We start from the raw sequence: 6,782 nt of genomic DNA on the forward strand, positions 1-6,782 counted from the left end.
CATGTGCCGTATCCACGGATCCTTCCACGCCCGCACCACCGCCCAGGAAATGCGCCACGTCGCCGCCCTCCAGCACCACGGCGGGCCCGACGCCCAGTCCTTCGCCCATCAGTCGGGGTGGGCCCTCGGCAACAACCGGTTGTCGATCATGGACCCCGAGGGCGGTGCCCAGCCCTACCGCCTCGGTGACATCACCGTCGTCTTCAACGGCGAGCTCTACAACCACGACCGGTTGCGCACCGAACTCATCAGGCAGGGCTTCCACTTCGAGGACCGGTGCGACGGATCGATCCTGCCGGCGCTGTACCTCACGTACGGCGAGCGGTTCGCCGAGCAGCTCGACGGCATGTTCTCCGTCGCCGTCATGGACCTGCGGCGCGCCCCGCGCCTCGTGATCGCCACCGACGCCTCCGGGATGAAGCCGCTCTACTACCACTGGGAGGAGCGCAGCGGCCGTTTCCACTTCGCCTCGGAGCTGCCCGCCCTCCTCGGCTTCACCGACGTACGCCCCTACGAGGACGAACTGGGCCTGCACACCTACCTGTCGGCGAAGACCCCCTTCGGCCAGCGGACCATGTTCCAGGGCATCGACGTCCTGCCGCCGGCCGCCACCGCGGTCGTGACCCGGGAGGAGGGCCTCCGTCTCAGCACCCGGCGGATGGGGTACGAGTCCGCCCCGCCGGTCGCCGAGGAGCGCAGCCTCGCCCGGGCGGGCGAGGAACTGCGCGAGCTGCTGGCCCGCGAGGTCTCCCGGCTGCTCGTCGCCGACGCGCCGGTCGCCGCCATCACCTCCGGCGGGCTCGACTCCAGCCTGGTCACGGCGCTCGCCGCGCGCTCCCTGCACGACCGCGGCGCTTCCGGGGCGCTGCACACCTTCAACATCGCCTACACCGGCGACTGGCCCGGGGACGAGCGCGCCTTCGCCGCGGAGGTCTCCCGGCACACCGGCACGGTGCACCACCAGGTGGAGATCGACCCGGCCACCTTCCCGGACCTGATGGGCGACGTCGTACGGCACCTCGGCCAACCCAACGCCGATCCGATCACCCTCAGCACCTTCTCGCTCTTCCGGGCGGTCCGCGACGCGGGGTTCAAGGTCGCCCTGACCGGGGACGCCGCCGACGAACTCTTCGGCGGATACGCCCGCATGACGCAGGCGCTCGCCGCGCCCGAGGGGGCGGACTGGGCCGGTGCCTACCTGGACCACCTGGCCGCCGTCCCCCGTGCGCTGCGCGACCAGCTGTACACCGCCGAGTACGCCGACCTGGTCCTCTCCCCCGGCATGTCGCCCATGCCGCCCGGCCTCACCGACATGCTCGCGTACGGCACGGGCAGCCGGCTCCAGCGCATCTGCCGGATCGAGCAGCGCTACCGGCTTCCCGCGTACCACCTGCGCCGGGTCGACCATCTGTCGATGGCGAGCTCGGTGGAGGCCCGGCTCCCGTTCTGCCAGCCGAGCGTCGTGCGCTACGCGGCGACACTGCCCGACCAGCACCGCACCGTTCCCGGGGTCGGCGTCAAGCGCGCGCTGTACCGCGCCGCCGAGGGGCTGCTGCCCGACAGCGTGCTGAACCGGCCCAAGCAGCCGTTCACCCTTCCGATCACGGCGATGCTGGCCCCCGGCCAGCGGCTGTGGGCGATGGCCCGCGACGTCCTGTCCCCGCAGGCGCTGCGTTCCGACGGGCGGTTGCGGTACGAGGCCGTCGACGCCCTCTTCGTCGAGCAGGCCGCCCGGCCGTCCGACAGCTCCTCCCTGGCGCTGTGGGCGCTGATGTCGCACCAGATGTGGCGCAGCGAGTTCTTCGGCAGGTCGGCCGGAACGGCTCCGCTCACGCGTGAACTGGCGGTGGCCACCGGATGAGCGTCTCCCTCGCCCGAGCGCACGGCGCGCCCTGTCCCACGGCCGTCCTGGACGGCCGCGACTTCCCCGAATCCGAACCCCAACTGCTGGGCGCGCTGGCCGACCTGCGGGCCGAGATGTCCGGGCAGGGCGCCGGTGACGTGCTCAAGAACGCCATCGTGCGCCCGTCCCGCCACCCGCTGTTCGACCTCGACTACCGGTTCGTGCAGTCCCTGCCGCAGAGTCACGACAGCTTCGACCTGCGCGGTTCCTGCGGTCACTCGATCCTGGCCGCCGTCGAGGCGGCCGCCCGCACCGGCATGATCCAGCCGTTGGTACCGGGCTGCCGGGTCCGGGTCAATGTGCTCAACAACGGTGACAACGTGGTCTGCGAGACCGAGGAGACCTCCGACGGCGGCACCCGGTTCACCGCCCACTTCCTGTGCTCGCCGCCGCTGAGGCTGCCGGAGCTCCTGATGACGGGCGATCCGGTGACCCGGGTGCCCTTCGAGGGCCGGGCGGTGCCCGTCTCGCTGGTGTCGATGGGCAATCCGTACGCCTTCGTCGACGCCTCGCACCTCGGGGCGGACACTCCCGGGCGGCTCTTCGCTGACGATCTCCATCTGTTCGACGTCATGACCCGGCTGCGGATCGCGGTCTGCGAATCGCTGGGCTGGGACACCTTCGGTGCCTTCCCGAAGATCGCGGCCCTGCTGCCGCAGGAGGGCGGGGGGCTGTTCGTACGGGCCGTGTCCGTACCGTCCTGGCACCCCACCGTCGCGCTCACCGGCGCGATCTGCCTGGGCGCCGCCGCCGGCATCGCGGGCACCGTGCCCTGGTCCCTGTCGGGGCGGGAGGCGCAGGACCCCGACGCGCTCCTGCCGGTGCGCACCCCCGGCGGCTGCGTACGGGTGGCCGCCCATTCGACGCAGGGCTCCGACGGGGAGCGCAGGCTCGCCTGGGTGTCCGTCGCCGAGAAGCAGGTCGAGTACCGGGGGCTGCTGCCGCGTCCCCGGCCCGCGGCCCGGCAGAACGGTTTCACCGCCCCCCGCCCCTCCGTACTCCCCACGTCCGACCGCGTATCCGAGGAGACCCCGTGGGTTCCGTTGACAGCCTGACCGCCGTGCGCGGGAGCACATCCGCGCGGGTACTGACCGACACGCACTCCGTCGCCCCGTTCGCCGCGGCCGACGCCCGTTGGGCCGGGCGCTCCGACACCACCCGGGCCGCCTCCGCGGTCCCCTCGCCCGAGGTGCTGAGCCGTCTGGCGGCCTGTGCCGAGGCGGCCGACCGCAGCGGGGAGCCGGACAGCGAGGCCGTCGCCGTGCTCCGCGGGAGCGGACTGCTCGCACTCGTCGTCCCCAAGTCCCACGGCGGTGCCGGGGCCGACGCGGTGGCGCTCAACACCTGTGTCGAGCAGGTCGCCTCGGTGAACGCGTCCGCCGCGATCATGCTCTTCCAGCACTGCGCCGTCACCAGCCGGATCGTCGAGAACGGCACCCCCGCCCAGCATCGCGAGCTGCTGCCGAAACTGGCCGGTGGCCAGTGGCTGGCCGCCTCCGCGTGGTCGGAGAGCGGAGCCGGCGCGGACAAGAAGAACCTCGCGACCCAGGCCCGTCGCACCTCCGACGGGGGGTGGGTCCTGGACGGGGCGAAGTCCTTCACCACCAGTGCGGGGCTCGCGGACGTGTACCTCGTCCTGGCGCAGTCGCGGGACGATTCCCCGGCGCCGGCCGCCGCGTCGCGGGACACCGGATACGGCGCCGCCGGACAGACCTTCTTCCTGGTCCCCGGGAGCCATCCGGGCCTGCTGCCCGACACGTCGATGCGGCTGTCCGGGATGCGCGGCTCCGCCACCGGCTTCGTGTCCGTGCGGGAGTGCCACGTCCCGGACTCCGCGCGGCTCGGCGCGCCGGGCGTCGCCGCCTCCATCATCGCCCGGGTCCGCGACAGCGGCGCCTCGCTCGGCGCGGTCGCCGTGGGCATCGCCCAGGCCGCGCTCGACGCGGCGCACGACCACGCCGGACGCCGCGGGCTCTACGCCCACCAGGCGGTCCGTCACCGCCTGGTGGACCTGGCCACCGAGGTCGAGACCGCCCGCGCGGTGGTGGAACGGGCGGGCCGGCGCACCTCGGCCGACCCGGGGCTGACCACGCTCCACTCCAAGCTGGCCGCCTCCGCGGCGGCCGAGCGGGTGGTGGCGGACGTCGCCCGGTTCCTCGGCTCGGCCGGATACGTCGAGACGCACCCGATCAACCGGTTCGGGCGCGACGCCCGTGCCGTCGCCCTGATGGGACCGACCAACGACCTCTGCAAGGAACTGGTGAGTCTGCCGTGGAACCGTTGAAAACCTCCCCCTCCTCCCCCATGTCCCCGTCCTCTCCCCAGGGGTCCGCCGCAGAGGCCGACCTGGTGGTGGAGGGAGGCCGTCTCGTGACCCCCGAGGGCGTCTTCGAGGGCGGTGTCGTCGTCCGCGACGGCCGGATCGCGGCCCTCGTCGCCCCCGGCGACCCGCTCCCCGCCGGGCCGCGCCTGGACGCCCGGGGCCGGTACGTCCTGCCGGGCCTCATCGATTCCCACGTGCACTTCCGCACTCCCGGTCTGGAGCACAAGGAGACCTGGGAGAGGGGCAGCCGGGCGGCCCTCGCCGGCGGGGTCACGACCGTCATGGATATGCCCAACACCCGTCCGCCGTCGCTCGACACGGCATCGCTCCGGGCGAAGGCCGCCCTGATAGCGGGCCGCTCCTACGTGGACCACCGGTTCCACATGGGGGCGGACCCCGACCACCCCGAGGTACTCGCCGACCTGGACCCGGCCGTCGCGACCTCCGCGAAGGCGTTCATGGCCGGGCACCACACCGCGCCCGTGGTCTTCCGCGAGGCGCACCAGCTGGAGGCGGCCTTCGCCGCGGCCGCGCGCGGCGGCGTCCGCCTCGTGCTGCACGCCGAGGACCAGCACGTCTTCGACCTGCTCGACTCGCGCAGCGGCGACCCCGAGTCGTACGGCGCCTACGAACCCCACCGGCCGCGTTCCGGGGCGATCGTCGCGGTCGCCAAGGTGGTCCATCTGGTGCGCACCCACGGCACCAAGGTGCACATACTCCACGTGTCGTCGGCCGAGGAGACCGACCTGCTGGTCGCCGCGGCGGCCGAGGGACTGCCGATCAGTTTCGAGGTCACCGGGCACCACCTCTCGTTCACCGACCACGACACGGCCCGGCGCGGTCCTCGCACCCGGCTCTCCCCGGCGATCCGCGCCCCGCGCGACCGCGAGCGGCTCTGGCGGGCGGTGCTCGACGGTGAGGCGTCCACCATCGGCAGCGACCACGCCCCGCACACCGTCGAGGAGAAGAACCGTCCTCCGGCCGAGGCTCCCCCCGGGCTGCCCGGCGTCCAGGAACTCGCCGTCTCCGTGTGGACGGGCCTGCTCGCACGGGGCATCGAGCCCGACGCCGCGGCGTCCCATCTCGCGCGGTTGATGGGGACGGGACCGGCCGACCTGTTCGATCTGGTCGGCAAGGGCCGGCTGGCGGTGGGCGCGGACGCCGATCTCGCGCTCCTCGACCCGGCCGCGCGGTGGCAACTCTCCGCAGGGCACGTGCAGTCGCTGTGCGGCTGGTCGGCCTACGAGGGCTGGATGTTCACCGGCCGGTTCACCACGGTGGTGCGGGGCGGCCGGGTGGCCTGGGACCTGGCCCGCGGAACCATGGGCGAGCCCCTCGGCCGGTGGTTGCCGGGGCCGGCCCTTCCGGCCGCGGACCGCCCCGGGGCGCAGCCCCCGGCCGTGCCGTCCCGGGAACTGGAAGGGGCCGTCCGATGAGCGCCACGACCCTGCTGGCCCAGTCCGTGCAGAACGCGGTCACAGCCGTCGCCCCGGAACTCGGGCTGCCGGAAGCCGCCGCGTCCCCGGAACCGGGAGCACCGCGCGTGATGATGTCCGGCGACATACCGGCCGACGAGTTCCGTGCCGCGATGGCGTCGCTCGCCGCCCCCGTCACGGTGGTGACGTGCTACGACAGGACGGGGAGTCCCCGGGGGCTGACGGCGAGCGCGGTGTCCTCGCTGTCGCTGGACCCCCCGCTGATCCTGGTCTGCCTGGACCGGGGCTCACGCACCCACGACGTGCTCGTCGCGGCGGACGCCTTCACCCTCCATCTGCTCGGCCCGGAGAACGAGGATCTGGCGAGGAAGTTCGCGGGCCCCACCGAGAAGCGCTTCGAGAACGTCCGGCTGACCTCCGGCCCGACATCGCGCCACGCACCCCAACTGGCCGACAGCGCACTGCGGTTGACCTGCGCACGGCACGACGCGATCGAGGCGGGGGATCACACGATCCTGGTGGGCCGGGTGGCCGCGTCCGACTGCCAGGGCCGCCTGGCGGGGGGCCTGGTCTGGCACCACAGGGGCTTCGCCCACGCGAGGCCGGTGCCGGGGCGCTGACCGGGCACGACCGGTCCGGCCGGCCGTCACCGGTCGGCGAGTGCCGAACCATCCAGCGGCGGGGCCGTTCCCGGTGGCACACACCGGGGACGCCCCCCCCCGCTCGTTCGTTCCGCTCGTTCGTTCCGCTCATTCCGTCCGTTCGGACGGGCCGCCGCGTGGCGGTTTCACCGTTGGCGGGTGAGGTCGCGGGAGGCGGCCGGCCGTCGGCGACGTACGCGTTGACGGTGCCGTTGACGCAGGTGTTGCCGTGGCGCGGATGGACGACACGGACGCGGACACCGTGCGGGGTGATCCGGTGCGACCACCGCCCCGATGGCGCGCCGACGCGCGTGCCTGCCGCGTTCACGGTGCGTGCACCGGTTCCTGAGGTTCAGTGGGTGGTCGGTGCCGGGAGTCGGTAGTGGGACGGGTCGACCGGGCCGGGCAGGTCGGTGGCGGGGCGTGCCGGGGTGGTTTGTGGGTGTGGCATCTGTTGTTGTGGGGGTGGTGGGGTGATG

The 6,782-nt window shown here is 73.5% G+C and carries 5 protein-coding genes; all 5 read left to right on the forward strand.

Translation table 11 applies throughout. The features are described 5' to 3' along the window. Position 1 precedes the first annotated feature (1 nt). Genes asnB through EAO76_RS13735 form a run of 5 tightly spaced genes read left to right on the forward strand, consistent with a single transcriptional unit; the run spans position 2 to position 6,282 of the window. Complete coding sequence (gene asnB, locus EAO76_RS13715; RefSeq protein ID WP_148836217.1) at positions 2–1,861, forward strand: asparagine synthase (glutamine-hydrolyzing); 1,860 nt, start codon at positions 2–4, stop codon at positions 1,859–1,861. After that, positions 1,858–2,958, forward strand: a complete 1,101-nt coding sequence (locus EAO76_RS13720; RefSeq protein ID WP_148836218.1) for a PrpF domain-containing protein — start codon at positions 1,858–1,860, stop codon at positions 2,956–2,958. The genes asnB and EAO76_RS13720 overlap by 4 nt, the downstream gene beginning before the upstream one ends. Next, positions 2,937–4,187 (forward strand): acyl-CoA dehydrogenase family protein, encoded by a 1,251-nt coding sequence (locus EAO76_RS13725; RefSeq protein ID WP_148836219.1) that lies wholly within the window; start codon positions 2,937–2,939, stop codon positions 4,185–4,187. The genes EAO76_RS13720 and EAO76_RS13725 overlap by 22 nt, the downstream gene beginning before the upstream one ends. After that, entirely contained in the window at positions 4,175–5,662 is a 1,488-nt protein-coding gene (locus EAO76_RS13730) for a dihydroorotase family protein (protein ID WP_148836220.1), read from the forward strand. The genes EAO76_RS13725 and EAO76_RS13730 overlap by 13 nt, the downstream gene beginning before the upstream one ends. Continuing rightward, entirely contained in the window at positions 5,659–6,282 is a 624-nt protein-coding gene (locus tag EAO76_RS13735) for a flavin reductase family protein (RefSeq protein WP_148836221.1), read from the forward strand. The genes EAO76_RS13730 and EAO76_RS13735 overlap by 4 nt, the downstream gene beginning before the upstream one ends. The last annotated feature ends 500 nt before the right edge of the window (positions 6,283–6,782 follow it).

The organism is Streptomyces sp. sk2.1 (assembly GCF_008120935.1).
In the GTDB taxonomy this organism is placed as follows: domain Bacteria; phylum Actinomycetota; class Actinomycetes; order Streptomycetales; family Streptomycetaceae; genus Streptomyces.

Coding starts and splice junctions, on each gene's coding strand:
- EAO76_RS13720 (WP_148836218.1), top strand. CDS start 1,858: ATGAGCGTCTCCCTCGCCCGAGCGCACGGCGCGCCCTGTCCCACGGCC.
- EAO76_RS13735 (WP_148836221.1), top strand. CDS start 5,659: ATGAGCGCCACGACCCTGCTGGCCCAGTCCGTGCAGAACGCGGTCACA.
- asnB (WP_148836217.1), top strand. CDS start 2: ATGTGCCGTATCCACGGATCCTTCCACGCCCGCACCACCGCCCAGGAA.